Genomic DNA, 25,399 nt, shown 5'->3' with positions numbered 1-25,399 from the left:
GTGTCAGTTCTCCTCGTCGGTGGTGAAGGGATCGGCCGTCTCGGGCCGTACGGCCCGCCAGGTGACGAGCTCGGTGGTGCGGCCGTCCAGCCGCATGAACATGGCGCCGCGCAGGTCGCCGTCCCGGAGCTCCCGCACGGCCCGGGCGAAGGCGCCCCGGTCGTCCGCGAGGTGCTCGAAGCGCTTGTAGGCCTCGTCGATGGTCCGCTCCCGGCGGGCGAACTCCTCCTCCAGGCCCGCGATCACCTCGCGCACCCAGGTGTCGAACTCGTCGGGGACCTGCTCCAGCAGAGCGTCCAGGGGCCGGCCGCCCCGGGAGCGGATGCCCCCGAGCTCGGCGACCGAGAGCCCCAGGCCCTGGGCCAGGCGCTTGGCGGAGGTCCCGGCGAAGCGCTGGATGCCGTGGCTGCGCCAGATGTCCCGCTCGGTGACGCCGGTGAGCAGCTTGTGCAGGCGCACGTATTCGGAGAGCTTGGCCTTGGCGCGGACCCCGGAGGCGAACCGCAGGACGAAGCCCTCGGCGTCCATGCCGGTGGCGGAGCCGCCGCCGGGCAGGGTGTTCGACGCGGTGAGCGCCAGCAGTTCGGGCAGCGGCATGGAGGGCCACACCTTCACGACGGAGCCGATGCCCTCCCAGTGGACGGCGGCCTCGGCGAGCGGCACCTCGGCGCCGGCCGGGTCGAAGGCGGCGAGCAGGACGAGGTCCCGGCGGTCGCCGTAGTCGACGACGATCCGGTTCTGCGGGTACAGGATCTCGGCGAGGTAGGTGGTGCCGGGCACGAGGGCCGCGGTGTCGCGGGCGTCGAGGCGGCGCTGGGCCCAGGAGGCCTGGGAGCTGATGAAGGAGCCCTTGGAGGCGACGTGCCACCGACCCGCGTAGTGGAAGACGACGGCGAGGCTGCCGTCGACCTTGTCGTACACCTCGAACGGCTCGTCGGGCAGGGCGGGCGCGTAGGGCTGGCCCGACTCGTGCTCGCCGACGTTGAAGAACTTCGGCAGCGGCAGTGCGACGACGGCTCCGGTGGCGTCGTCGGCGACGAGGCCGCGGCAGCGCGTGGTGACCTGGTTCCAGACCCGCTCGTACTGCGCGGCGCGCGTGTACGTGTAGATGGACAGCGGCAGTTCGGGGTGCCGCTTGCGGGTCACGTACCCGGCGTCGACAGCCTCCGCCAGTGCCTGTGCGGGCATCAGGTCATGGAGAGTCAGGTGGTCCTGGCTCATGGGTTCCTCCCGGTTCGAGATGGCTCATTCTCACGTGCGGGAGGGACCGACCGGTACTTAATTACGACTGGTCACGGGCCTGTAGCGGGGCTGTGACACGGCCCGGACCGGTGCGGGACGCGGAGTTCGCCGGACCTGCGGGTGGGCGGAGCCGACGGTCACCCGGAACGCGGGCGGCGCGGCCGGCGGGACTGCAGGAAGCCCGCGACGGTGAGGGCCGAGGCGGCGACCGCGATCCACAGCAGCACCTCGCCCAGCGGGAGAAGCCAGGCCGGGCCGGTCACGGAGGCGGCGGCGAGGCAGGCGGTGGCGGTCATGCCGAGGGGGAAGACGGTGGACCAGCGGCGGACGTCGTAGCGCGGGCGGGGGCTGCGGACCTCGGCGGCGAGCAGGACGGCGTACCAGGCGAGCGAGAGCGCGAGCGCGGCCAGGGTGGCGGCGCCCAGGGCCGTGTGGGCCGGGCCGGCGGCTCCGACGGGCGAGGCGATGAGCTTGGCGCCGGCCAGGGCGATGATGGCCAGGGCGCCACCCGCGACCCAGTGGTCGCCCGCGCCGCCGCACACCTCGCGGAAGTCGAAGCGCCGCAGGGCCAGCACGTACAGGAGGACGCCCAGGCAGAAGCAGACGAGCGCGGCCCGTGCGAGCCATACGAGGTGGTGGACGGTGGACAGGGCCGCGCCCAGGACGGCGAGTCCCTGGGTGGCGACGCAGACGAGGAAGACCACGCCCGGCATGCGGCGCCGCCAGTGCCGCATGCCGGTGAGGAGCAGCCAGGGCCAGATCAGGGCGGCCAGGACCAGCAGGGCCGCGGCCACGTCCTGCCGGCCGAGCTGGGAGATCCGGGTGCCGAGCACCGTGGTGGCGGCGACGGCGGTGAGGGCGGCCGGGGTGTCGGCCTCGGCCCGGAAGCGGCCCCGGTCACCGGCGAGCCGGACGGCGACGGCGGCGGCCAGCAGGAGCCAGAGCGCGGCGGAGACGGCCAGCGCCGCGAGGGAGAGGAGGCCGTGGCCCGTCAGTTCCAGGCCGACGGACAGGATTCCGGCGGCCATGACGGCCCCGCCCGCCGCGGGCGGGAGTGCGGCCCACCAGCCCCGCAGAAGGCTCCGGCTGCGCATGGCCTCACAGTACGCCGCGGGTGCGGAACTGGACGCTGATGCGGGGGCCGACGGCGCGCGCCGTCTTGGGGACGGCGTGCTCCATGGTGCGCTGGCAGGAGCCGCCCATCACCACGAGGTCGCCGTGGCCGAGCGGGAGGCGCAGCAGGGTGGGGCCGCCGTCGCGGGGGCGCAGGACGAGGTCGCGGGGGTCTCCGACGGAGAGGATCGCGACGAGGGTGTCCTCGGTGGCGGAGCGGCCGTTGCGGTCGCCGTGCCAGGCGACGCTGTCGCGGCCGTCGCGGTAGAGGCAGAGCCCGGCGGTGACGAAGGGTTCGCCGAGTTCGGGGGCGTAGTGGCGGCCGAGGGCGTCGCGGGCCTCGGTGAGCACGGGGTGCGGGAGGGGGTCGCCGGCCCGGTAGAAGGCCAGCAGGCGGGGCACCTCCACCTCGCGCTCGTACATCTGCCGCCGCTCGGCGCGCCAGGGCACCCCGGCGGCGAGGTGTTCGAACAGGGCGTCGGCGCCGGCCAGCCATCCGGGGAGCCGGTCGACCCAGGCCCCGGCCCCCAGTTCCGTGCGCTCCACGGCCGTGAGGGGGCCGAGCCGGAACTCGTCGGTCTGGTCGAAGAGGGACCCCTGGAGTGCGTGCATGGTTCGACCCTACTCCTTTACCCGAACATGTGCTCGATTACAGGGGGGTGTGAATCCCACCCCTCGGGATCTGGCGGGACGGGCCCCTGGAGGCGATCATGGGCGGGCGCCGGGCCACGAGCCGGGCGCGCCCGCCGCCGTCCCGGCTCCCTGCCCAGGAGGTACGTGTGTCCGTCGCGTCGAGTTGTGCGTCCGGGAGCGCCGAGGTCCCGCTCCTGGAGGAGACCATCGGGGACAACCTCGACCGCACCGCGCGGAGCTTCCCCGACCGGGACGCCCTCGTGGACGTGGCCGCCGGCCGCCGGTGGACCTACCGGGAGCTGGCCGCCGACGTGGACGCCCTCGCTCTCGGACTGCTGGACCTCGGGATCGAGCGGGGGGACCGCGTGGGCGTCTGGGCGCCCAACCGCGCGGAGTGGACACTCGTCCAGTACGCCACCGCGAAGATCGGGGCCATCCTGGTCACGGTCAACCCGGCGTACCGCTCGCACGAGCTGGAGTACGTCCTCAACCAGTCCGGGACCAGACTGCTGGTCGCGGCGGAGCGCTTCAGGAGCTCCGACTACGCGGGGATGATCGAGGAGGTCCGGCCGCGCTGCCCCGACCTGGAGTTCACGGTCCTGTTCGACGGGCCGCTGTGGGAGTCGCTGCTGGAGCGCGGCCGGCGGGCCGATCCGGCGGCGCTGGCCCGGGCGGGGGCCTGCCTGCACCCGGACGACCCGATCAACATCCAGTACACCTCCGGGACCACGGGCTTCCCCAAGGGCGCCACCCTCTCGCACCGCAACATCCTCAACAACGGCTTCTTCGTCGGGGAGCTGTGCGGCTACACCGAGGCGGACCGGGTGTGCGTGCCGGTGCCCTTCTACCACTGCTTCGGCATGGTCATGGGGGCCCTGGCCTGTACGAGCCACGGCGCGGCGCTGGTGATCCCCGCGCCGGCCTTCGACCCGGCGGCCACCCTGGCGGCGGTGCAGGCCGAGGCCTGCACCTCCCTGTACGGCGTGCCCACCATGTTCATCGCCGAGCTGGCCGCCCCCGGATTCGACGGGTACGACCTGTCGAGCCTGCGGACGGGGATCATGGCGGGCTCGCCCTGCCCGGTGGAGGTGATGAACGAGGTCATCGAGCGGATGGGGATGACCGAGGTGTCCATCTGCTACGGCATGACGGAGACCTCGCCGGTGTCCACGCAGACCCGCGCGGACGACTCGGTCGAGCGCCGGGTCTCCACCGTCGGCCGGGTGGGCCCGCACCTGGAGGTCAAGGTGGTCGACCCGGGCAGCGGCCGGACCGTCCCGCGCGGCACCCCCGGCGAACTGTGCACCCGGGGCTACTCGGTGATGATCGGCTACTGGGGCGAGCCGGACAGGACCGCCGAGGCCGTGGACCGGGAGGGCTGGATGCACACCGGCGACCTGGCGGTGATGGACGCGGACGGCTACCTGAGCATCACCGGCCGGATCAAGGACATGGTGATCCGGGGCGGCGAGAACCTCTACCCGCGCGAGATCGAGGAGTTCCTCCACGCCCACCCGGACGTCCTGGACGTCCAGGTCATCGGCGTCCCCGACCCCAAGTACGGGGAGGAGCTGATGGCCTGGGTGCGGATGCGGGAGGGGGCCGAGCCGCTCACCGCCGAGTCCGTGCGCGCGTACTGCGAGGGGCGGCTCGCCCACTTCAAGATCCCGCGCTACGTGCACGTGGTGGACGAGTTCCCCATGACCGTCACCGGCAAGATCCGCAAGGTCGAGATGCGCGCGATGGCCACCCGCCTGCTGGAGGAGTCCTAGGACCCGGCGTCCGTACGGCTGATCCGCGCGAGGACGAGGACGGTGTCGTCGGTCGCCCCGTCGGGCAGCAGCGCCGCGAGGATCCGGTCGGCCTCCTCCTCCAGCGGCCCGGCCGCCCGGGCCAGTTCGGTGCGCAGGGCGTCGAGCCCCTCGTCGATGTCCTGGCCGCGGGCCTCCACGAGGCCGTCGGTGTACAGGGCCAGGACGGCCCCGTCGGGGAGTTCGGCCCCGGTGGTGCGAAAGGGGACGCCGCCGACCCCGAGGGGGACGCCGAGGACGCCGCCGAGGGTCTCGACGGTGCCGTCGGGGTGGCGCACCAGCGGCGGGGGGTGGCCCGCGTTGGCGATGCGGGCGCGGCCGGTGCGGGGGTCGTAGAGGACGTAGAGGCAGGTGGCCAGTTCGACGCCGGTGTCCCGGGCGGTGGTGTCGAGTTCGGCGAGCAGGGCCCCGGGGTCGGGGCTGTGGCGGGCCAGTGCCCGGGCGGTGATGCGCAGGCTGCCCATGGAGGCGGCGGCCGGCACCCCGTGTCCCATCACGTCGCCGACGACGAGCGCGACCCGGCCGCCGGGCAGGGCGATGACGTCGTACCAGTCGCCGCCGACCTCGGTGGCGCGGCTGCCCGGCAGGTAGCGGTGGGCGACGCTCACGTGCGCGGTCTCGTCCGGGGCCGTCGGCAGCAGGGCGCGCTGGAGGGTGAGGGAGATGTCCTGGACCCTGCTGTAGAGGCGGGCGTTGTCCAGGCACAGGGCGGCGCGCGAGGCGATCTCGCCGGCGAGGCCGAGGTCCTGCCCCGCGAAGGCGGGCCGGGCGGCGGACCGGCCGAAGAGGGCGATGCCCTGGACGTGGCCGCGGGCGATGAGCGGGGCGACGAGGACGCAGGCCAGGCCGCTGTCGAGGATCTGCCGGGCCCGCTGGTGCCGGCCGACGGTCCGGGCGGTGAACTCGTCGACGGTGACGCAGACCGGGCGCCCGGTGCTCAGCATCCGGTGGACGCTGGAGCCCGGCGGGTACGTCACCCGGTCCAGGGAGGACAGCAGTCCGGCGGCGGGCGGCGGCAGGACGGTGCCGGCCGCGATCCGGCGGGTGATCAGGGGCAGGTCCGGGTCGAAGGCCTCGGACGGGTACATCCACTCGACCATCTCCACGACGGAGCCGTCGCAGAAGTCCGGCACGGTGGCGTCGACCAGCTCGCGGGCGGTGGTGTCCACGTCCAGGGTGGTGCCGATGCGGGCGCTGGCCCGGTCCAGCAGGGCCAGGCGCCGGCGGGCCGCGGTGGCCTCCAGCAGGGCCCGTTCCCGGTCGGTGACGTCGACGAGCAGACCGCCCACCCCGCGCCCCGTCCCGACCGCCCCGCTGAGGGGGAAGAGGCTGACGGAGCGCACCTGGTCCACGTCGGGGCGGCCGGCGGTGCGCATCCCGACCAGGACGCCGACCAGGGGGCGGCCCTCGTCGGCGACGGCGCGCAGCATCCGGCGGAACTCGCCGCCGTCGGCGGTGATCATGATCTCACCGGTGTCGCGGCCCAGGTGGTCGGCGACGGGGATCCCGTCCATGTCGGCCAGCGCCTGGTTGAGGTGGACGTAGCGCAGCTCCTCGTCGAGCATGACCAGCCCGATGGGGCAGGTCTCGAAGAGGGCGTCGAGGAAGGCGAGGTTCGTCTTGACCCGGTCGAGTTCGTCGCCCCTGCTGGCCAGGGCCATGACCACCGTGCCGTCGTCGCGGTCGGCGGCGCCGGTCACCGGGAAGGCGCGGAAGCCGCAGTCGAAGACGGTGCCGTCGCGGTGCAGGACGGGCAGCCGGACCCGCCAGTAGCCCAGGGCCAGGGCCCGCTCCACCAGCCGCTCGGCCGGGCCGGGGCCGTCGTCCGGCTCCGGGAAGAGGGCGGCGGCGGGGCGGGCCAGCGCGGCGGGCGCCTCGTAGCCGAAGAGCTCCTGCGCGCCCGGGCCCCAGTAGCGGACCCGGCCCGCCGGGTCCAGACCGAGGACGGCAACGGGCACGTGCTCCAGCAGCGACCCGGGCTCGGAGCGGAGCGGCCCGGCAGACGGCGCGCCCCCCGGCTGGTCCGACGGCACGAGACGCCTCCTCTGCCCGGGGCACGCCCAATGGCCGCGTCCGCCCGGACGGGGGCGGAGGGCTCCCCCTACATTCTGCGCGCCATCCCCCGGGGCGGCCCCCGGGACGCGCGGCGGGCGGCCGCCCGGCCGCCCCCGGGCACGCCCCCGAGGTGGCCCGGCGCGCCCGACCGGGAGGGGCGCCGGGCCGGGCGGGCTAGGCCTTCGAGAGGGGGGTGTTCGCGGTGGGGGTGCCGTCCGTGCCGGAGAGGGTCACCGCGTGGCGGACGCCGTCCGGGCCGAGGACCACGGCCTTCCAGGCGCTGCCGCCGCCCTCCTGCGGTATCGCGCGCAGGGACTCGACCTTGCCGCCGGGGACGGCCGCGGCCGCCTTCTGCGCGGCCTGGTCGATCGGCAGCTGGGGCAGCGGGGCGGGGGCCGCCGGGACCTTCTTCGCGAAGTCCCCGCGCGCGCCGGCGCCGTCCCGTACCTTCGGCTTCTTCGGGTGGGGGCGCTCGCCCTGGGGGCCGCCGTGGCCGCCGCCGTACCTGCCGCCGTGGCCGCCGCCCTGATCGGGCTCGGACCAGGCCATGCGACCGCCCTTGGCCATCGGGTCGTGGTGGCCGTGGTGGTGGCCGGCGACCGCCACGGCCGCGGCCCCGCCGCCCACGATCACCGCGGCGGCCGCTCCGGCCACCGCCCAGCGCGCGCCGGCGCCGCGGGGCACCACGCGGCCCAGGCGGCCCTTGCGCTTGGCCGCGCCGTCACCGGCGACGGCCTCGGTCTGCGGCTCGGGGCTCTGCTCGGGCTGCGGGAAGGACTCTGACATGGCGGGACTCCTCGGGAACCACCGGGCACCGCACCCGGCTCGCCCCAGAGCCTGCCGAGGCGATGCTGAAGCCCACCTGAAGCCTGCTGAAGACCCCTTCAGCAAAGCGCCGGCCGGGCCTGAGACCCTGGTCGGCATGCGCGTACTGGTGGTGGAGGACGAACGGCGGCTCGCCGCTGCCCTGCAGCGGGGCCTCCAGTCCGAGGGGTTCTCGGTGGACGTGGCCCACGACGGCCCGCAGGGGCTGTGGATGGCCTGCGAGCACGACTACGACCTGATCGTGCTCGACATCATGCTGCCCGGCCTCAACGGCTACCGGGTCTGCGCCAGGCTCCGCGCGGCCGGCAACGAGTCGGGGATCCTGATGCTCACCGCGAAGGACGGCGAGTACGACGAGGCGGAGGCCCTCGACACCGGGGCCGACGATTTCCTCTCCAAGCCCTTCTCCTACCTGGTCCTGGTCGCCCGGCTGCGCGCGCTGGGCCGGCGCACCGGCCGCCGGGGCCCGCAGGCGCTCCGGGTCGGCGACCTCCTGTTGGACCCGGCCCGCCACCTGTGCTCGCGCGGGGACACGGAGATACGGCTGACGGCGAGGGAGTTCGCGGTACTGGAGTACCTGGCCCGGCGGCCGGGCGAGGTGGTGCCCAAGCGGGAGATCCTGGAGCAGGTGTGGGACAGCGCCTTCGACGGCGATCCCAACGTGGTCGAGGTGCACGTCAGCGCGGTGCGCCGGAAGATCGACGCGCCGTTCGGCCGGTCCGCCCTGGAGACGGTGCGCGGCGTCGGTTACCGGCTGGCGGCCGACGGTGGCTGAGACCGCGGCGGTGCGCGCACCGCGCGCCCTGGCCCCGCCGCTGCGCCGGTGCCGGTCGCTGCTGCGCCGGCTGCGGCCCACCACGGTCCGCGCGCGGGCCACCGCCGGCGCCGTCGTCGTCGTGGCCGTGGCCCTGGCCCTGGCCTCGGTCGCGCTGCTGGGGCTGCTCAGGGCCGGCATGCTGCGCAACGCCGAGCGCGACGCCGAGGAGCAGGCCTCCGCCGTCGCGCAGCTCGCCTCCGGCGGCCGCCTCGACCGGATGCGGGCGCCGCTGCACGGCGCCGACTTCGTTCAGGTGGTCAACGCCCGCGGCCGGGTGCTGCGCGCGACCCCGAACCTGGCCGGCCTGCCCGCGCTCGGGCCGGCCGGGCCCCTGCGTCCGGGCACGGTCTTCCACACCTGGCGGATCCGCCCGCTCGGCGGAGAGCACCGCCAGCGGGTCGTCCAGGTCACCGCCCAGACCCCGGACGGCCCGGTCGCCGTCTACGTCGGTACCTCGCTGCGGGACGTGGACGCGGCCGACGACACCACCACCGCCGCGCTCCTCGTCGGCGGGCCCCTGCTCCTGGCGCTCGTGGCGCTGGTGACCTGGCGCGTCACCGGCCGCGCCCTCGGCCCCGTCGAGGCGATCCGCGCGGAGGTCGCCGAGATCAGCGACCGCGACCTGCACCGCCGGGTCCCCGTGCCGGCCACCGGCGACGAGGTTGCCCGGCTGGCCCGGACGATGAACAGCACCCTGGACCGCCTGGAGTCCTCCGGGATCCGCCAGCGCCAGTTCATCGCCGACGCCTCGCACGAGCTGCGCAGCCCCCTCACCGTGCTGCGCACGCAGCTCGAGGTGGCCCTGGCGGTCCGCGACCCCGAGCTGTGGCCGGAGCTGATCGGCGGGGCACTGGAGGACACCGACCGGCTGGAGCGGCTCTGCTCCGACCTGCTCCTGCTGGCCCGCATCGACGCGGCGCAGCCGGCCGCGTCCGTCCGCCTGGACCTGGGCGACCTGGTGCGGGACGCCGTGGACTCCCGGCTGGGCGACCGGGTCCCTGTGCGCGTGCGCACGGAGGCCGGGGTCGTGGTGGAGGGCAGCGAGCTGTGGCTGACGCGGGTGGTGACCAACCTGCTGGACAACGCCCAGCGGTTCGCCGCCGGGCGGGTGGAGCTGACGCTGCGCGCCTCGGGACCGCCGCGGGCGCGGACCGCCGTCCTGGAGGTCCGCGACGACGGCCCGGGCATCCCGCCCGCCGACCGGGAGCGGGTCTTCGAGCGGTTCACCCGCCTCGACGACGCCCGCAGCCGCGACCACGGCGGCGCCGGCCTCGGGCTGGCCATCGCCCGCGACCTGGCCACCCATCACGGCGGCACCCTCGCGGCCGAGCACTCCCCGGGCGGCGCCCGCATGGTCCTGCGACTGCCCGTGCTCCCGACACCGGCCGGAACGGACTGATGCGACGCCGGACCACTCGTACCGGCGGCCCGGCACCCGAATCGCGCGGTTCGCCGCCGAGGCCCTGGGCGAGGCCCGGACGGTCCTCAACGTCGGTGCCGGTGCCGGATCGTACGAGAAGGCGGCCCGCGAGGTCACCGCGGTGGAGCCCTCCCGGTCCGAGGCCCGGCGCTACCCGCGCGTGGAGGACATCGCCGCCGCCCTCGGCGGTAGGGGCGCGGTCCACACCGTGCCGATCCCGCTGGACTGCACCGGCGGTGTCGACGAGGCCTACCACGGGCGCCCCGAGATGCTCCTCGACCCGGCCGCCCGCCGGGCCTGCTCGGCGTGGAGCCTCGTCGACGACGGAGTGCGCGAGCGCTTCGACGGGGGCCTGCGCCGCGACCTGGAGTCCGGCGCCCGGAACGCCCGTCACGGTCGCCTGCGTACGCAGAGCACGTACGAGGGCTCCCTGGTCCTGGTCCGCGCGACCCCGGACCCCGCCTGACCCGGACGCCCCGGAGTCCGCGCCGGCCCTCCTGACGGGACCCTGACGCCTCCCGCCCGGGTCCATACGGATCGCTGACGGCCACCGCGCCCGCCCTGCCGTTCAATGGAGCCCGGACACGGCCCGCCGGATTCAGGCGGGGCGATCGGCTGGGGAGGAGCGGCGGTGCGGCGACGCGTGGTGGTGGGCGTGAGCGGGAGCCCCGGAAGCCTGACGGCCCTGCACCGGGCCGCCGCCGAGGCCCGGTTGCGGGGCGCGGAGCTGTGGGCGGTGCTGGCCTGGCAGGCCCCGGGCGGGGGCCTGGGCAGCCGCACGTCCTGCGTGTGCTCCCCCTTGCCCGAGTGCCGGGCGGTGGCGGTCGAGCGGCTGCGCGAGGCGCTCGACGCGGCCTTCGGCCCGGGCGGCCCCGGCGTCACCCTGGCCGGGCGGGCGGTACGGGGCCTGCCGGGGGCGGCGCTGGTCGACGCCGTCCGGGACGGGGGCGACCTGCTGGTGGTGGGAGCCGGCCCGCGCGGCCGGCTGCTGCGCGGTCTGCGGCCGTCGGTGGCCCGTTACTGCCTGGCGCACGCGCCGTGCCCCGTCCTCACGGTGCCGCCGAACCCGCTGGAGGCCGAACTGCGGGCCGTACGGCGGCGCAACGCCTGGCACGTCCCGCTGGACGCTCGGGAGGCGGGTGCCTGATCCCGTACGGGACGACGCCGACGGACCCGGTCGGCGATTGTCCGATTCGCGTCCCATCATCACGCGGGGGACACGCTAGGATCACGGCGTGGTCACAGCCCGGTCCTCGCGCATGCCGCGGCCCCGCCCCCGCGCGGGTCTGCCGCATCTGCTCGGGCTGGTCCTGCTGCTCCTGGGCCTGGTCTGCGCGCACGGCGCCGGCGGCTCCCACAGCACCTCCGAGCACGCCGCCCCGCAGCAGCCCCCGGCGCACTCCGCCGCCACCCGGGCCGACGCCATCCCGGCTGCCACGGAGGCCCCGAGCCACACGGCCCCGGCCCACGCAACGCTGGCCGCCGCGGTCCCGGGCCACGCGATCTCTTCCGGCCCGGTCCCGGCCAACACGAACCCGGCCGCCACGGTCCAGGGCCACACGGCCCCGGCCCACGCAACGCTGGCCGCCGCGGTCCCGGGCCACGCGATCTCTTCCGGCCCGGTCCCGGCCAACACGGTCGCGGGCCACGCGAACCCGGCCGACACGGTCCCGGCCCGTACACCCCGGGCCGGTGCCGCGGCTCCCGCGGCGGGTGTCGTCGGACGTCACGACCCGGCGCACCCCGTCCACGAGTGCGTGCCCCTGCCGCCCCGGGCGGCCTCCGCCGTCGACGCCCCGCCCGCCCCGGCGGCGCCCGTCGAGGGCTGTGCCACGGCCGGCGACACCGCCGCCCGCTACGCGGCCCGCGCGGCCGAGCCGGCCGGCGGCACCGCCCCGGCCGTCACCAGAAGCCCCGCCGTCCTGCGGGTGTAGACACCGGGATCCACGCCGCCGGCGACCCCGCGCGCACAGCCGCACCGGGAGCAGCCCCCGCGATCCCCCGCCTCCCCCGCCCCCTTCCGGGCCGGGGCGCGTCCGCCGCACGGAGGTACGGTGCCGACCCACCCCCACGCACACCCCTTTCGCCCCGTCCCAACCCGTTGTGCCGTCCTGCTCGTCGCGCTGCTCGGCGCGCTGCTGTGCGCGGCCCTGTCCTGCTCCTCCGCCCCGCACGCGCCCGCCCCGCACGCGCCCGTCGCGGACCGCTCACCGGCCGCTGGAGCCGCGCTCCGGGCCGGGTCCACGGGCACTGCAGGACACCCGCACCCCGGCCCGGCCCACGGCTTCGCCTGCTCCCCCTCCGACCCCGTCACCTCCCCCCGGGCCGGCACCCCGCCGCCCCCCGGGGAGGCCCGGCCCCCGGCGGCTCCGGCGCACGCCGCGGCCACCGCGCCGCCCGCCGCCGACGGGCCCGCCCGAGCCCGTTCCGGACGTTCCACTCTGGCCGTCGTCTGTCGATGGCGGCTCTAGGCCGCTCCCGTACGCCCGTTCGCAGAGGCTGACGCTCCCCGATGGGGAACTCGGCCCTGCCGCGGCACGACCCTTCCCGAGAGCGCCCACCGACGCACCACCAAACGAGAGCGGAACCATGCATTCTTCGGCCACCGACGTCACCCCGCCCGCCCGCACCACCCTCTCCGGCCTGGTCGGCAACACACCCCTGCTGCGCGTGTCCGAGCCCCTGTCCCCGGCGGGGCGCGGCTTCTGGGCGAAGCTGGAGGGCTTCAACCCCGGCGGCATCAAGGACCGTCCCGGCCTGCACATGGTCGAGCGGGCCCGCGCCCGCGGTGACCTGGAGCCCGGCGCCCGGATCATCGAGTCCACCAGCGGAACCCTGGGCCTGGGCCTGGCCCTGGCCGGCATGGTCCACGGACACCCCGTCACCCTGGTCACCGACCCCGGCCTGGAGCCCTCGATGACCCGGCTGCTGACGGCGTACGGGGCCCGGGTCGACGTCGTCTCCGAACCCCACCCCACCGGCGGCTGGCAGCAGGCGCGCCGGGACCGCGTCACCGAACTGCTGGGCAAGCACCCCGGCTCCTGGTGCCCGGACCAGTACAACAACCCGGACAACACCACCGCGTACACCCCGCTGGCCCTCGAACTGGCCACCGAGCTGGGCCACATCGACGTCCTGGTGTGCAGCGTCGGCACCGGGGGCCACTCGGCGGGTGTCTCGCGCGTCCTGCGCGGGCTGTACCCGGGCCTGAAGGTGGTGGGCGTGGACACCGTCGGCTCCACCATCTTCGGCCAGCCCGCCCGCACCCGGCTGATGCGCGGCCTGGGCTCCAGCATCTACCCCCGCAACGTCGCCTACGAGCAGTTCTCCGAGGTGCACTGGGTCGCGCCGGGCGAGGCGGTGTGGACCTGCCGCCAGCTGGCCTCCTCCCACTACGCCACCGGTGGCTGGAGCGTCGGCGCGGTCGCCCTGGTCGCCGGGTGGCTGGCCCGCTCCCTGCCCGAGGAGACCCGGATCGCGGCCGTCTTCCCCGACGGCCCCCAGCGCTACCTCGGCACCGTGTACGACGACGACTACTGCGCGGCCCACGGTCTGCTCGACTCCCCGCCGCCGCCGGAGCCGGAGACCATCGTGCGGCTGGACGAGAAGGAGGTCACACGCTGGACCCGCTGCGCCGCCGTGGTCGACCCGCTCACCCTGACGCGGGCGGGGGTGCCCGCCTGATGAAGGGCACCCTCGCACAGGTCCGTTCGTACGAGCGGAGCGTCCAGCTGCTGATGGTGAACCAGTTCACCATCAACCTCGGCTTCTACATGCTCATGCCCTACCTGGCCACCCACCTGGCCGGCCCGCTCGGGCTGGCGGGCTGGACGGTCGGGCTGATCCTCGGTGTCCGCAACTTCAGCCAGCAGGGCATGTTCCTCATCGGCGGCACCCTGGCCGACCGGCTCGGCTACAAGCCGATGATCGTCACCGGGCTGGCGCTGCGCATCGCCGGATTCGCCACGCTCGGGCTGGTGGACTCCGTGCCCGCGCTCCTCGCCGCCTCCGCCGCGACGGGACTGGCCGGGGCCCTGTTCAACCCGGCCAGCCGTGCCTACCTGGCGGCCGACGCGGGTGAGCGCCGCGTCGAGGCCTTCGCCCTGTTCAACGTGTTCTACCAGGCCGGGATCCTGCTGGGGCCGCTGGTGGGCATGGTGCTGACGGGCGTGGACTTCCGGGTCACCTGCCTGGTGGCGGCCGGGATCTTCGCGGTGCTGAGCCTCGTGCAGATCCGGGCCCTGCCGCAGCGGCGGGGCCCGGACTCCGCGGCGGGGAGCGCGCCGGGGGACCGGGAGGGGGTGCTGGCGCAGTGGCGCGGGATCCTGCGCAACCGCCCGTTCCTGCTGTTCTCCGTGGCCATGATCGGCTCGTACGTGATGAACTTCCAGGTGTACATGGCGCTGCCGCTGGAGGTCCGGCGGGTCGGCGGCGAGGGCCGCTTCGGCACGGCGGCGGTGGCGGTGCTGTTCGCCGTCTCCGGGCTGAGCACGATCCTCTTCCAGACCCGCGTCACCGCCTGGTGCAAGGCCAGGATGGAGCCGGGCCGGGCCCTGGCCTGGGGGCTGTTCGCCATGGGCGCGGCCTTCCTGCCGCTGCTGGCCGCCACGGCGCTGCCGGTACCGGACTCCGTGACGGGGACCCGGCTGCTGGCGGCGGTGCCCCCGGCCCTGTCGGCGCTGCTCCTGGCGGTGGGGACGATGATCGCCTACCCCTTCGAGATGGACACCATCGTCCGCCTCTCCGGGGACCGCCTCGTCGCGACACACTACGGGCTGTACAACACCGTCTGCGGCGTGGGCATCGCGCTGGGGAACCTGCTGACGGGGGCGGCGCTGGACGCGGCCCGCGCGGCGGGGATGTCCGCGCTGCCCTGGCTGGCGCTGTTCGGGCTCGGCCTCGGCTGCACGGCCGCCCTGTACGGGCTCCACCGGACGGGCCGTCTGGCGCCGCCCGTGCAGGGGGCCCGCACCCGGGAGGCCGTGGCCGCCTGAGGCCGTCGCCGTCCGGAGCCGTGCCGCACCCCGGCGGGCCGTGCCCGACGCACGGGCCGGGGGCCTCGTACACCGGGGGCGGCAACTTCGGCACCGAAGGCCGGTTCAACGTGCCGCGCGGCGCTGATCAGCAGGTCAGCACCGCGCGGCACGGTCAGGGCTGGAGGGATGCGTCGACACCGTCGCCCCGCTGCTCCGGGAACGCGTGGGCTTCCGCACCGAGTACGGCGGCAGCACCCTGCGCGACCGCCTCGGGCCCGCCGTGCCAGGGGCCCGGGCTCCGTGAGCCGCCCGGCCGCCCGGCGCGCCACCCCCGGGGTTTCGGCCAGAGCGGGCGGAGTGTCCGGCCGAGCACCGACGATCTTGTCGACGCCGCCCCCGCGGGTCGCTAGAACTGTTCCGTCGGGGATCGCGCCGGTGCCGCACCGCGAGGTCCCCGGCCCCGCTCCCCCGCCACCCGGTCCGCAAGGAGACCCGGCCATGTCCCGCATCCCCCTCGGGGTCCTCGACCTCATCCCGATCCCCTCCGGCTCCACCGCCGCCGACGCCCTGCACCACAGCATCGACCTGGCCCGTCAGACCGAGCGGTTCGGCTACGCCCGCTACTGGTTCGCCGAGCACCACCTCAACCCCGGTCTCGCGGGGAGCTCCCCGGCGGTGGTCCTGGCGCTGACCGCCTCCGCCACCACCTCGATCCGGATCGGCTCGGGCGCCGTACAGCTCGGCCACCGGACCGCGCTGTCCACGGTCGAGGAGTTCGGCCTGGTCGACGCCCTCCACCCGGGCCGCCTCGACCTGGGCCTGGGCCGCTCGGCGGGGCCGCCGGCGCCGCGCCCGGCCGGCTGGGAGCCCTTCGAGGGGTACACCCCGAACGGCCTGCGGATCCCGCCGCGGTTCTCGTTCGCCCATCTGCTCGGCCACCCGAACGTGGCCCTCCACCAGAAGCTGCTGAACCTGCCCGGCGCCCGCCCGCAGGACTACGCGGAGCAGGTCGGGGACGTGCTAGCGCTGCTGCGCGGCGAGTACCGGTCCGCCGAGGGCATCGCGGCACGGGCCGTGCCCGGCGAGGGGGCCGACGTGGAGGTGTGGATCCTGGGCAGCAGCGGCGGGCAGAGCGCGGAGACCGCCGGCCGGCACGGGCTGCGGTTCGCGGCGAACTACCACGTCACCCCGGCGACCGTGCTGGAGGCGGCCGAGGGCTACCGGGCAGCGTTCAAGCCGTCGACCGCGCTGGACCGGCCGTACCTGAGCGTCTCCGCCGACGTCGTGGTGGCCCCGGACGACGCCGGGGCGCGCGAGCTGGCCGCCGGGTACGCGCCCTGGGTGCGCAGCATCCGCACCGCCGAGGGGGCGATCCCCTTCCCCACCCCCGACGAGGCCCGCGCGCTGACCGCCGGCTGGTCGCAGGCCGACCACGCCCTGGTCGCCGACCGGGTGGAGACCCAGTTCGTGGGCTCGCCGCAGACCGTGGCCGACCACCTCGAACGCCTCCAGGAGGCCACCGGGGCCGACGAGTTGCTGATCACCACGATCACGCACGACCACGCGGACCGGGTCCGCTCGTACCGGCTGCTGGCGGAGGAATGGAGCCGCCGCTGACGCCGGACCGCCCGCCGGGGCCGGGCCGGAGGTCCATCACGTCGCACGGAGTACTACTCTGTGCGACGTGACGATGCACAAGAGTGTCCCCGTGGACGTCGACGCGATGATCGAGGACCTCCGCACGCTCGTCGAGGTCGAGTCCCCCTCGCGCGACGTGGAGGCCCTGGCGGCGTCGGCGAAGGCCGTGGCCGGGATCATCGAGCGCCGTCTGGGCGGCCAGGCCGTCCTGGTCGAAAGCGATGCCGGTCCGCACGTCCACTGGTCGGGCGGCGGCGAGCCCAGGGTCCTGATCCTCGGCCACCACGACACGGTGTTCCCGCTGGGCACCCTGGAGCGCCGCCCCTTCGCGGTCCGGGACGGCCGGGTGACCGGCCCCGGGGTGTTCGACATGCTGGGCGGCATCGTGCAGGCGGTCCACGGCCTGGCCTCGCTCCCCGACCGGTCGGGCGTCGAGATTCTGATGACCGCCGACGAGGAGGTCGGCTCCCGCTCCTCCCGGGCCCTTCTGGAGGAGCGCGCCCTCGCCTGCGGTGCCGTACTGGTCCTGGAGGGCGCCGCCGACGGCGGGGGCCTCAAGACCGGGCGCAAGGGCTGCGGCGCCTTCCAGGTCTCCATCGCCGGCCGGGCCTCCCACGCCGGCCTGGAACCGGCGGCCGGGGTCAACGCGCTGGTCGAGGCGGCCCACCAGGTCCTGGACATCGCGGAGTTCGGCCGTCCCGAGGCCGGTACGACCGTCACCCCGACCGTCGCGGCCGCGGGCACCCTGGAGAACGTCGTCCCCGCGGAGGCCACCGTCGTGGTCGACGTGCGCGTGGAGACGGAGGAGGAGCGGGAGCGCGTCGAGTCCGCCTTCGCGGCGCTGGCCCCGCACCTGCCCGGGGCGCGGATCACGGTGGAGGGGTCCATCACCCGGCCCCCGATGCCCGAGTCGGCGGCGGCCGGGCTCTTCGCGGTGGCACAGCGGCTGCTCCCCGGTATCGAGGCCCGGGCGGTGGGCGGCGGCAGCGACGGCAACTTCACCGCCGCGCTGGGGGTCCCGACGCTGGACGGCCTCGGCGCGGTCGGCGGCGGTGCCCACGCCGACCACGAGTACGTGGAGATCGGGGCCATGGCCGAGCGGGCGCACCTCGTCGCCGGCCTGGTGGCCACGCTCCAGCGCCCCTGAACGACCCGCGACGCCGGGCCCGTCGCGGACGGGCCCGGCGCCCGCGTGCCTCGGTCGGCGGCCGCCGCCGGGTCAGACGCGGTCGGCCGCGATCAGGACGTACTGGAACGAACCGTCCCGGTAGGACTCGATGAACGCCTCCTCGATCCCGGTGACCAGGGAGGACGTGGCCCGCAGCTCCCAGTAGGGCAGGGTGTCGGGCGTCAGGTCGATCACGGCCTGCGGGACGAGCCGGTTGTCGGCCATGGCGCGCAGGTACTCGCGGCGGGAGTGGATGTTGCACTCGAAGTGGGCGTTGATCTGGGAGACCCACTTGGAGGGCTGGCCGTAGCGCGGGTTCCAGCAGCCGGTGATGGTGACGTAGCGGCCGCCGACGGCGAGGACGCGGGAGTGCTCGGCCATGAGGTCGTGCAGGTCGACGTACATGCTCGACTCGTTGTTCCAGGAGCCGGCGGCCTGCCCGGTCTCGAAGGGCATGTCGAGCATGTTGCAGACGCGGGAGTGAACCGATTCCTCGATGCCCAGTTCGCGGGCACGGTTGTTCCCGAAGTCGGCCTGCTTGGCGGAGAGCGTCACGCCCTCGACCTTGCAGCCGAAGCGCTGGTGGGCCATGACCATCGAGCCGCCGCGGCCGCAGCCGGCGTCCACGAGCATGTCGTCGCGCCCGATGGCGCCGAGGTGGTCCAGGAGGAGCTCGGCCTGCGCCGACTCCAGCCGGTGCAGTTCGGCGACCAGCTTCTTCTCGTACGCGCTGTCCGCGCTGTCGCCGAGGGCGGCGTGGTCGACGGCGCCGATGCCGTAGTGGTGGTGGTAAAGGCCGTCCACGTCGCCGAGCCGCAGGTTGACGGGCCTGGCCTCCTCGTTCCAGTAGCGGGCGATGTCGCCCTGGTAGGGGGTGGCGGGTGCCGGGATGAACGGGGTGGTGCTGACGGTGCTGGTCATGGAACAAGTCCCCTCGTTTACCAGAAATCGGGCAGTGTGTATCGGTAGGTGTTGGATGCGTGCCAGTAGTGGTTGCCGTCGACCCAGGCGGCCACGCCCTTGAGGAAGCGGGCCACGCGGGGGTCGGGGCAGACCGCGGCGAGCGCGGCGGACTCGGCCTCGAACGCGTGCATGAGGTCGTTGTGGACCTCGACCGCCTTCAGGTAGGCCTCCTTGTCGGAGAGCCCTTCCCTCTCGGCGATGACCACGGGCAGGTTCAGGTGCTTGCCGGGGCTCTTGAGTTCCTTCATGTAGGAGTAGAGGTCGTTGGAGAGGGTGGTGGCGTTGCCGGCGAGGGCGATGACCCTCTGCATGGCGGGCAGGGCGTGAAGTTCCGCCGGCAGTTCGTAGCCCCCGACGGTGTCGGTGATCGTGGGGCAGGGGCGGAAGTTGTTGAACTGGCGCATCGCCAGGTACTCCCACACCTCCGGGACGTACTCCGTCGCGTCCCAGGCCGCCTCGGCGAGGTACCCCATGTGGAGCCGGGCCATGTCGTGCCGGAACCGGTCCGCCTGGGCCGGGGTGGCCGCCCCGGTGAAGTACTCCATGGCCGAGCGGTAGGAGCGCCGGGCGGCGTCCGAGGAGAGCGACTCCTCCCAGGCCGGCTGGTACTCCCCCGTCGTGTGGACCGGGTCGAGGGCGGTGTGCGCCAGGAGCAGCCGGCCGCCGACGTCGGGGGAGGTGGCCCCGTCCTCGCAGTAGGCGTCGTCGACGACGTTCTCGGCGACCATCAGCCGGGCGGCGAGCATCAGGTGGTCGAGGGTGGGCGCGTCCGGATGGCAGGCGACCATGTAGCGGCTCACGGAGAAGCCGTCGAACTGGTCCTCCCACTCCGGGGGGAACGCCTGGACCTCGTCCACCGCCCACGCCTTGATCCGCCGGCCGAGCTCCTCCACCCGGACGGGGTCCGGCTCGGCCACCGGGTGGTGGTAGAGGCCCGGGATCGGCCGGCCGGCCGCCGGCGCCGCGGGTTCCGGTGCGGCGGGGGGCTCCTCGGTCCGGGCCCAGTGCAGGCTCACGGTCCCGAGGCCGGCCGGGCCGCGCAGGATCCGCTCCAGGGCGGCCGCCGCGTGCGCGGGCGCGGCCGGCGCGGGCTCGTACGCGGGGACCGAGGCAGTCGGACCCGGCGCGGTGACGGCGGCCCCCGGCGTGGTGGCGGCGGCCTCCGGCACCGGGGCGGCGCCGAAGGGCCGTACCGGCCGGGCGGGCAGGACCCGGCCGCCGGCGGAGGCGGCCCCGACGGGTCCGCGGACGGGTGCGAGGGCGTCGGCGAGGGACGGGGCGCCGAAACGGGCCGGTGCCGCGGTCGGGCCCGGCTGCTGGGGGGAAGGCCCGGGGTCGGGCATCCGTGGCTCCTTGGTGAGAGGGGTGGGCCGTCCCGCGCCCCGGGCGTGCTCGGTCGGCCCGGGACGGCCCGGGCTGTCGTGGCCGTCGGTGTGTGCCCTCAGTCGCGCCTGCGGGCGATCTGGACGTTCTCCAGCACGCCGAGCGCGTCGGGGACGAGGATGGCGGCGGAGTAGTAGGTGGAGACCAGGTAGGAGATGATCGACCGCTCGTCGATGCCCATGAAGCGCACGGACAGGCCGGGCTCGTACTCCTCCGGCAGGCCGGTCTGGCGCAGGCCGATGACGCCCTGGTTGTCCTCGCCCGGGCGCATGGCCAGGATCGAGCTGGTGTTCTCCTTGGTGATGGGGATCTTGTTGCAGGGCAGGATCGGGACCCCGCGCCAGGCCGGGACCTGCTGTCCGCCGAGGTCGACGTGGTCCGGGTAGAGCCCGCGCGCGTTGAACTCGCGCCCGATCGACGCGATCGTCTTGGGGTGGGCGAAGAGGAAGCGGGTGCCGCGGCGGCGGCAGAGGAGCTCGTCGAGGTCGTCCGGGGTGGGCGGGCCGGAGTGGGTCTGGATCCGCTGCTTGAAGTCGGCGTTGTGGAGCAGGCCGAACTCGCGGTTGTTGATCAGCTCGTGCTCCTGGCGCTCGCGCAGCGCCTCGATGGTGAGCCTGAGCTGCTCCTCCGTCTGGTTCATCGGCCCGTTGTAGAGGTCGGCGACCCGGGTGTGGACCCGCAGGACGGTCTGCGCCACGGAGAGCTCGTACTCGCGCGGGTTGAGCTCGTAGTCGACGAAGGCACCGGGCAGTTCGGCCTCGCCGGTGTGGCCGGCCGACATCGCGATCTCGGCCTCGCCGTGACGGTTCTGCCGCTGGAGCGGGAGGGAGCTGAACCTGCGGATGTGCTCCTGGAGGTGGGGCGCCTGGGCCACGACGGCGGAGAACTCCGCGCGGGAGAGCGTGAGCAGGGTTCCGGGGGTGTCGGCGGTGGCCGTGTAGTCCCAGGTGGCGTCGGCGTCCAGCAGGGCGTTCTCGCCGAAGCGCTCACCGTCGGCGAGGACGGCCACGGCGACCTCGTCGCCGTACTTGCCGACGGAGGTCTGGCTGATGCGGCCGTGCGCGATGAGGTGGATCTGGTCGGCGGGGGTGCCGCGTTCGACGAGGACCTCGCCGGCCCGGAAGTCGCGCTGCACGCAGCGGTCGGCGATCGCGGTGAGCACCTGGACGTCGTCGAAGCCGCGCAGGAGGGCCAGTTCGCCGAGCTCCCGGGGGATCACGCGGACACGGGCGCCGTCCTGGACGAAGTCGATGGTGCCGTCGCCGACGGTGTAGCTGAGACGGCGGTTGACCCGGTAGGTGCCGCCCTTGGTCTCCACCCAGGGGAGCATCCGCAGCAGCCACCGGGAGGTGATCTCCTGCATCTGCGGGGCGGACTTGGTGGTGGTGGCAAGGTTGCGGGCCGCCGCCGTGCTCAGGCTCTGCCGCCGGGGCGGTTCCTGCAGCTGCGCCTCGGGGCTGGTGTCAATGGTCATCGGACGAGCTCTCCTTCGTAAACCGGAAAAAGAGGATGAATATTCGGGAATCCGTCCAGATCCTGAGGAACAGTAACGGCCCGCTCCGCCAGTTGACCTTGGAATGGTCTTGGTATTACTTCGATGCAGTGATCTTTCTGGATGGCATGTTTTCCCCTCCGACCAGCGGTTTCCGGCCGTGAGCGCGCAAAAAGGCCCCTCCCGCCGCGCTGGCCGCGCGGCGGGAGGGGCCGGGGAGTGCCCGTCAGGGCCGCCCGTCAGGTGCGGTATGCGTAGTACACCGCGTTCGGGTAGGACGCGAGGATGCTCGCGAGCGACTTCCGGTACGTATTGGTGGAGTGGTACGTCAGGTAAGGCATTCCGGCCTTGCTGCGGTACGTCACCATCATGGAGTGGTCCTTGGACCCGTCCCGGTTGAAGTCCGCCTGCAGGATGTCGCCGACGTCCAGCTGGTAGACGTTGGCCAGGTTGGCGGCACGCTGGTTGGAGAGCGTGAACCAGGCCCACTCGTTGGCGCCGACCCACGAGTCGGCCTGCTTGGCGCCGTCGTACCACCAGTTGCGGTAGTCCGAGGACGTGCCCGGTACCGGCTTCCATCCGCCCGCCTTCAGCGCCTGGCTGATGAAGTTGGTGCAGTCGCCGCCGTTGCCGCTGAACTTGCGGTAAGCCGGGTTGTAGTTGCTCCAGTACTTCTCGGCGTACTGCGCCATGGCGGCGTAGTTGTAGGCGCCGCCGGTCAGCGTCTTGGGCTTGGCCGTCGCCGGGTACTTGGTGGACGCGGGCGTACCGTCGGGGTACTGGTTGCCGTCGTCCTTGACGACGGCCGCCTTGGCCGCGACCGGCTCGTTGACGGCGACCGGGCCGCTCTCCTGGGACTTGATCGTGTCGAGCTCCCAGTCACCGCCCTTCCTGCTGTTGAGCGTGAGCTCGTAGCGCGTCTTGAAGTCGGTCGTCGACGGCTCGTCCCCGTGCACCTTCTTGTAGGTGAGCGTGGTCTGCTCGGTGACCTGGACGGTCGCCTTCCCCCCGGTCACCACGGCACGGTCGACGGTGACCTTGGTGTCGGCCCCGCTGTAGACCTCGCCCAGCTCCGCCAGCCGCGCCTTGCGGGAGCGCAGCGACTGGATCGCCGCGTCCTCGTCCTTCTTCAGGCGGTCCGAGACGCGGGCCTTCTTCTTGCCCCCCTGGCCATGGCCGTGGCGCACGGTCTGGCCGTCGACCAGGGCCTGGGTGCGCTGCGAGAGCACGTCGTCGGCAAGGCGGGCGAAGGCGTCGGTGGTGGCCTTGTCGGCCTCTACGGGGCCCGGGACGGCGCTCGCCGAGTAAGCGAAGAAGCCCCCGGACGCCAGGGCCACGGTCAGGGCCGCGATGGCGGCGGGCCTGAACCTCTTAGGTATCACTGTTCTCCCCTTGTCACCCGGTCCACACGGACTGGGAGGACGGAATTTTCGCACAACTAGGCGACTGATTCGGCGCGTTCCGCTTTGTCACCCGATGCCCGGTAGGAGAAGCCGATGCATGCAGTCGCCTGACTCCGCTTCGTCACCGCGGAAGGTCCCGGGGCGGCGGGCGTGGCTCGTGGTGACCACCCCGACCGGCTCACAGCGAATGCATCTAGGGTGTCCCGGAAAGCACGGAAGAGGGAGCATCCGCAGTGGCCAGGCAGCATACGGGCGGAAGAGGGCGGTCGCGGGGCGGTCGCACGCCCTCGGACGCCGCCGGAGCGGCCTCCCCAGGCCGTCTGGGCGGATCGGGGGCGCGCCGGCGTCCCCGCGCGGGAGCGGGGCGGCTGCGGGCGCTCGCGCCGGCCCTGGCGGGGGCCCTGGCGCCCGCCGCCGCGCGGGTGCGGCCCCTGCTGCTGCGGATGCGGCCCCTGCTGCCGCTGCTGCGGCGGATGCGGCCGGCCTACCCGAGACCCGGCCGCAGCGGCTGGCGCCGCTGGACACCCTCCTGGCGCCAGTGGCTGGGCGCCTGCCTGTACCTGTTCACGGGCTGCGCCGCCTTCGTCGGCATCGCGTACGCCACGACGGACATACCCGACGACCTCAACTCTTTCGCCACACAACAGGACAACGTCTACTACTGGGCCGACGGCTCCACCATGGCCCGGACCGGCTGGGTCAGCCGGCAGGAGATGCCCCTGGACAAGGTGCCCCCCAAGGTCCAGGGAGCCGTGCTCGCGGCGGAGAACGCCAGCTTCTACACGGACCCCGGCGTCTCCCCCTCCGGGGTCATGCGCGCCGTGCGCGCCGCGCTGACGGGCGGCGAGACCCAGGGCGGGTCCACCATCACCCAGCAGTACGTGAAGAACGCCTACCTGAACCAGGACCGCACCCTCTCCCGGAAGTTCACCGAGATCCTCCTGGCCCTGAAGCTGGACAACCAGAAGGGCAAGAAGCAGATCCTCCAGGACTACCTCAACACCAGCTGGTTCGGCCGCGGCACCTACGGCATCCAGCGCGCCTCCCAGGCGTACTACGGCAAGGACGTCTCGAAGCTCAACCCGAGCGAGGGCGCCTTCCTCGCCTCCCTCCTCAAGGGCGCCGGACTGTACGACCCCGCACTCGGCGAGGAGAACCACAAGCGGGCCGTGGAGCGCTGGAGCTGGATCCTGGACCGCATGGTCGACACCGGCCAGCTCACGCCCGCGGAGCGGGCCTCGTACACGAAGTTCCCGGAACCCACGGGCCCCGGCACGGCCGGCACGCCCGGCGCGCAGAACGGCTACCTGGTGGAGCTGGCCAAGGCCTACGCGGTCAAGGCCGGGCACGTCAAGGACGCCGACTTCGACCTCGGCGGCTACCAGGTCTACACGACCTTCGACCAGTCCCGCATGGCGGCGCTGACGGACGCCGTGCAGAAGGCCCAGAAGGACTTCGACGCGGAGAAGCGGCCCGGGACCGACACGCACGCGAAGATCGGCGCGGCGAGCGTCGCCCCGGACGGGCGGCTGCTCGCGGTCTACGGCGGCCCCGACTACCTCAAGCAGGGGTTCAACCAGGCGAACTCGACCACGATCCCGGTCGGGACGGCGTTCACCCCGCTCGTCTACGCCGCCGCCCTGGAGGAGGGGGTGGTACGCACGCGCGGCAAGGACCGCACCCCCGTCACCCCCGCCACGGTGTACGACGGAAACGACCAGGTGACCGTGCAGACGCCCGAGGGGCCGTACTGGGACCGCAGCGGCAAGGTGGTCAAGGGGCACAACGACGGGAACCGCAGCTGGGGCCAGGTGACCCTCCAGCAGGCCGTCGCCAACTCCGTCAACACCCCGATGCTCCAGCTCGGCCTCGACGTCGGGCTCGACCGGGTGGAGACGTTCGCCGAGCGCGCGGGCCTGCTGCCGTCGAGCCTCGGCACGCGGATCCCGACGTTCTCGCTCGGGGAGAACTCCAAGCCCAGCGCGATCCGCATGGCCGGCGCCTACGCGACCTTCGCGGCCGACGGCATGCACACCGACCCCTACTCGGTGCGCTCGGTCTCACGCAACGGCACCGCGGTGCCGCTGGACGCGCCGAAGCCGGTCCGGGCGATGTCGGCGAAGACCGCCCGCTCCGTGACGGAGGCCCTGCGCGGCGCCGTCACCGACGGTTCGGCGAAGGCGGCGGCCAAGGCGCACCCCGGCGCCGCGGGCAAGACCGGGACCACGGCGGCGAACACGGCGGGCTGGTTCGTGGCGAACACCGAGAAGGAGTCCACGGCGGTGGTGGTCTACCGGATGGCGCTGACCGACCTGATCGCACAGCCGCTGACGGGGCTGGGCGGGGACGCCCCGGGCACGCCGGGCAGTGACCGGGCCGTGCGGCTGTGGGCGGACTACATCAAGGCCGTGAAGTAGAACGGGGGGCGGGGCCGGAGTCCTCTCCGGCCCCGCCCCCGGC

21 protein-coding genes are annotated in these 25,399 nt (G+C 74.3%); 12 read left to right on the top strand and 9 right to left on the bottom strand.

Going from position 1 to position 25,399, the window contains the following annotated elements; all coding sequences use genetic code 11:
- Positions 1 to 3 precede the first annotated feature (3 nt).
- From ACFY15_RS09150 to ACFY15_RS09140, 3 genes are all read right to left on the bottom strand, one after another.
- Complete coding sequence (locus ACFY15_RS09150; RefSeq protein WP_390687138.1) at positions 4 to 1,221, bottom strand: RNA ligase; 1,218 nt, start codon at positions 1,219 to 1,221, stop codon at positions 4 to 6.
- Between the two features lie 158 nt (positions 1,222 to 1,379).
- Positions 1,380 to 2,336, bottom strand: a complete 957-nt coding sequence (locus ACFY15_RS09145) for a hypothetical protein (protein WP_390687137.1) — start codon at positions 2,334 to 2,336, stop codon at positions 1,380 to 1,382.
- 4 nt (positions 2,337 to 2,340) lie between these two features.
- The gene (locus ACFY15_RS09140) at positions 2,341 to 2,967 is read right to left on the bottom strand and encodes an alpha-ketoglutarate-dependent dioxygenase AlkB (protein WP_390687136.1); all 627 of its coding nucleotides are present in this window, start codon (positions 2,965 to 2,967) and stop codon (positions 2,341 to 2,343) included.
- Positions 2,968 to 3,065: 98 nt separating this feature from the next.
- Between ACFY15_RS09140 and ACFY15_RS09135 the strand changes: the two genes are divergently transcribed.
- Complete coding sequence (locus tag ACFY15_RS09135) at positions 3,066 to 4,760, top strand: AMP-binding protein (RefSeq protein ID WP_390687135.1); 1,695 nt, start codon at positions 3,066 to 3,068, stop codon at positions 4,758 to 4,760.
- On the opposite strand, the gene ACFY15_RS09130 is transcribed toward ACFY15_RS09135, so the two are convergent.
- Entirely contained in the window at positions 4,757 to 6,832 is a 2,076-nt protein-coding gene (locus ACFY15_RS09130; RefSeq protein WP_390687134.1) for a SpoIIE family protein phosphatase, read from the bottom strand. The genes ACFY15_RS09135 and ACFY15_RS09130 overlap by 4 nt on opposite strands.
- Positions 6,833 to 7,028: 196 nt before the next feature.
- On the bottom strand, positions 7,029 to 7,640 hold the full coding sequence (locus tag ACFY15_RS09125) for a hypothetical protein (protein WP_390687133.1): 612 nt from the start codon (positions 7,638 to 7,640) through the stop codon (positions 7,029 to 7,031).
- A gap of 136 nt (positions 7,641 to 7,776) precedes the next feature.
- Here ACFY15_RS09125 and ACFY15_RS09120 point away from each other — a divergent pair, with 136 nt between their 5' ends.
- The 10 genes from ACFY15_RS09120 to ACFY15_RS09075 all read left to right on the top strand — a co-directional run bounded on the left by ACFY15_RS09120 (position 7,777) and on the right by ACFY15_RS09075 (position 17,677).
- On the top strand, positions 7,777 to 8,454 hold the full coding sequence (locus ACFY15_RS09120; RefSeq protein WP_366448980.1) for a response regulator transcription factor: 678 nt from the start codon (positions 7,777 to 7,779) through the stop codon (positions 8,452 to 8,454).
- A gap of 70 nt (positions 8,455 to 8,524) precedes the next feature.
- Entirely contained in the window at positions 8,525 to 9,895 is a 1,371-nt protein-coding gene (locus tag ACFY15_RS09115; protein ID WP_390687319.1) for a sensor histidine kinase, read from the top strand.
- Between the two features lie 142 nt (positions 9,896 to 10,037).
- The gene (locus ACFY15_RS09110) at positions 10,038 to 10,382 is read left to right on the top strand and encodes a hypothetical protein (RefSeq protein ID WP_390825271.1); all 345 of its coding nucleotides are present in this window, start codon (positions 10,038 to 10,040) and stop codon (positions 10,380 to 10,382) included.
- Between the two features lie 165 nt (positions 10,383 to 10,547).
- A complete protein-coding gene (locus ACFY15_RS09105) occupies positions 10,548 to 11,063 on the top strand; it encodes a universal stress protein (protein ID WP_390687131.1) in 516 nt (171 codons plus the stop codon).
- Positions 11,064 to 11,151: 88 nt separating this feature from the next.
- On the top strand, positions 11,152 to 11,850 hold the full coding sequence (locus ACFY15_RS09100) for a hypothetical protein (protein WP_390687130.1): 699 nt from the start codon (positions 11,152 to 11,154) through the stop codon (positions 11,848 to 11,850).
- 120 nt (positions 11,851 to 11,970) lie between these two features.
- Positions 11,971 to 12,387: a hypothetical protein gene (locus tag ACFY15_RS09095; RefSeq protein WP_390825270.1), complete on the top strand. Its 417-nt coding sequence runs from the start codon at positions 11,971 to 11,973 to the stop codon at positions 12,385 to 12,387.
- Positions 12,388 to 12,505: 118 nt separating this feature from the next.
- A complete protein-coding gene (locus tag ACFY15_RS09090) occupies positions 12,506 to 13,600 on the top strand; it encodes a PLP-dependent cysteine synthase family protein (protein ID WP_390687129.1) in 1,095 nt (364 codons plus the stop codon).
- On the top strand, positions 13,600 to 14,910 hold the full coding sequence (locus tag ACFY15_RS09085; RefSeq protein WP_390687128.1) for an MDR family MFS transporter: 1,311 nt from the start codon (positions 13,600 to 13,602) through the stop codon (positions 14,908 to 14,910). The genes ACFY15_RS09090 and ACFY15_RS09085 overlap by 1 nt, the downstream gene beginning before the upstream one ends.
- Positions 14,911 to 15,390: 480 nt before the next feature.
- Complete coding sequence (locus ACFY15_RS09080) at positions 15,391 to 16,509, top strand: LLM class flavin-dependent oxidoreductase (protein ID WP_390687127.1); 1,119 nt, start codon at positions 15,391 to 15,393, stop codon at positions 16,507 to 16,509.
- 73 nt (positions 16,510 to 16,582) lie between these two features.
- Positions 16,583 to 17,677 carry a M20/M25/M40 family metallo-hydrolase gene (locus tag ACFY15_RS09075; RefSeq protein ID WP_390687318.1) on the top strand — a complete coding sequence of 365 codons (1,095 nt, stop codon included), beginning with the start codon at positions 16,583 to 16,585 and terminating at the stop codon, positions 17,675 to 17,677.
- Between the two features lie 72 nt (positions 17,678 to 17,749).
- Here the strand turns inward: ACFY15_RS09075 and ACFY15_RS09070 are convergent, their stop codons facing one another.
- The 4 genes from ACFY15_RS09070 to ACFY15_RS09055 form a co-directional block, all read right to left on the bottom strand.
- On the bottom strand, positions 17,750 to 18,619 hold the full coding sequence (locus ACFY15_RS09070) for a geranyl diphosphate 2-C-methyltransferase (protein WP_390687126.1): 870 nt from the start codon (positions 18,617 to 18,619) through the stop codon (positions 17,750 to 17,752).
- Positions 18,620 to 18,636: 17 nt separating this feature from the next.
- Positions 18,637 to 20,004: a family 2 encapsulin nanocompartment cargo protein terpene cyclase gene (locus ACFY15_RS09065; protein WP_390687125.1), complete on the bottom strand. Its 1,368-nt coding sequence runs from the start codon at positions 20,002 to 20,004 to the stop codon at positions 18,637 to 18,639.
- A gap of 98 nt (positions 20,005 to 20,102) precedes the next feature.
- On the bottom strand, positions 20,103 to 21,518 hold the full coding sequence (locus ACFY15_RS09060; protein WP_390687124.1) for a family 2B encapsulin nanocompartment shell protein: 1,416 nt from the start codon (positions 21,516 to 21,518) through the stop codon (positions 20,103 to 20,105).
- Positions 21,519 to 21,775: 257 nt separating this feature from the next.
- Positions 21,776 to 22,918, bottom strand: coding sequence for an amidase domain-containing protein (locus ACFY15_RS09055; protein ID WP_390687123.1), 1,143 nt, complete (start codon positions 22,916 to 22,918; stop codon positions 21,776 to 21,778).
- 254 nt (positions 22,919 to 23,172) lie between these two features.
- Here ACFY15_RS09055 and ACFY15_RS09050 point away from each other — a divergent pair, with 254 nt between their 5' ends.
- Entirely contained in the window at positions 23,173 to 25,356 is a 2,184-nt protein-coding gene (locus tag ACFY15_RS09050; protein WP_390687122.1) for a transglycosylase domain-containing protein, read from the top strand.
- Positions 25,357 to 25,399: the final 43 nt, after the last annotated feature.

Source organism: Streptomyces sp. NPDC001373 (assembly GCF_042895815.1).
GTDB lineage: Bacteria > Actinomycetota > Actinomycetes > Streptomycetales > Streptomycetaceae > Streptomyces.
Note: the sequence above shows the minus strand (reverse complement) of the source record. Positions and strands in the feature narration are given on the sequence as shown.